Annotated in this window: 1 protein-coding gene; it reads left to right on the top strand. The window is 63.8% G+C overall.

Features of this window, described 5'->3' with window-relative positions; genetic code table 11:
• Positions 1–123: 123 nt before the first annotated feature.
• On the top strand, positions 124–1,383 hold the full coding sequence (locus tag E3O49_RS18480; RefSeq protein WP_244285249.1) for an IS256 family transposase: 1,260 nt from the start codon (positions 124–126) through the stop codon (positions 1,381–1,383).
• Positions 1,384–1,440 lie beyond the last annotated feature (57 nt).

The following is a 1,440-nucleotide window of genomic DNA, read 5'->3' as shown; positions in this document are numbered from 1 at the left end:
GGTTGCGTCCCCTCGAGTGGTGTAGTTCCCGGGTTTCGATCGTTGGATTAACAACGTAGGAAACCACCGTGCGATGGTCAGTGAGAACCGTTCAAAGTTCCTCACAGAAAGACACATCACACGATGGCTCTAGACCAGTCTGCCCTGCTCGCGCTCCTCTCGGAACTCAAGCTCACCAGCGTCACCGATCGAATCCGAATGGTGACCGAAACGCTCTACCAAGAACTCATCAACGCCGAGGCCACCGCCCACATTGGCGCCGACCGGTTCGAACGCTCCGATGAGCGCACCACCCAGCGCAACGGGACCCGCCCCCGCGTCCTCACGACGACAGCCGGGGACCTTAACCTGAAGATCCCCAAGCTGCGCCAGGGGTCGTTCTTCCCCGCCCTCCTCGAGCGGCGCCGCCGGGTGGATCAGGCCCTGTTTGCCATCGTTATGGAGGCTTACCTCCACGGCGTGTCAACCCGGAAAGTCGACGACCTGGTCAAGGCCCTCGGCGCGGATACCGGCATCTCCAAGTCGGAAGTGTCCCGGATTTGCGCGGATCTGGACGGGGAAGTCGCCACCTTCCGCGACCGTGACCTCGGCGAGACCGGCTACCCCTACGTGTTCCTCGACGCGACGTATTGCAAGGCCCGCGTCAACCACCGCGTCATCTCCCAAGCCATGGTCGTGGCTATCGGTGTTGCCGCCGACGGTCGCCGCGAGGTCCTCGGCTTCGACGTCGGCGACAGCGAAAACGAGGTCTTCTGGACCGAGTTCCTGCGCTCGTTGAAAGCCCGCGGCCTGGACGGTGTCAAGCTCGTCATCTCCGACGCCCACACCGGCCTGAAGAAAGCCATCAGCACCGTCTTCCAGGGCGCGGCCTGGCAACGCTGCCGGGTGCATTTCATGAGAAATGTGCTTTCGATCGTCCCGCGGGCCAGCCAGGACATGGTCGCCGCCGTCATCCGCACCATCTTCGCCCAACCCGACGCGAAGCACGTCCAGGCCCAGTTCGACGAGGTCGCCCGGATGCTCGAGCGCACCCACCCCAAGGTTGCCAAGATGCTCCACGACGCGCGCGCCGACATCCTCGCGTTCTGCGGATTCCCGCCCAAACACTGGCGGCAGATCTGGTCGACCAACCCGATCGAACGCCTCAACAAAGAGATCAAACGCCGCACCGATGTCGTGGGCGTGTTCCCCAACCCCGCGGCCCTCCTCCGCCTCGCAGGAGCCGTCCTCGTCGAGCAACACGACGAATGGGAAGCCGGCGCCCGCCGCTACCTCTCCGAGGACTCCATGCGGCAGCTGGAAGCCTTCAACACCGCCCTCACCACCCCCGACGCCGACGCGCTGACGGGGGTGATTCCCATTCCCGAGCTCATTGCTGCATAATCAAATCAACTGACCCGCACGGTGTCGAGAAACTCCACCACTCAGCGGGACGTGACC

This window comes from Cryobacterium shii (assembly GCF_004402595.1).
GTDB classification, from domain to species: domain Bacteria; phylum Actinomycetota; class Actinomycetes; order Actinomycetales; family Microbacteriaceae; genus Cryobacterium; species Cryobacterium shii.
The sequence above is the reverse complement of the archived record's forward strand: the minus strand, read 5'-3'. Positions and strand labels throughout refer to the sequence as shown.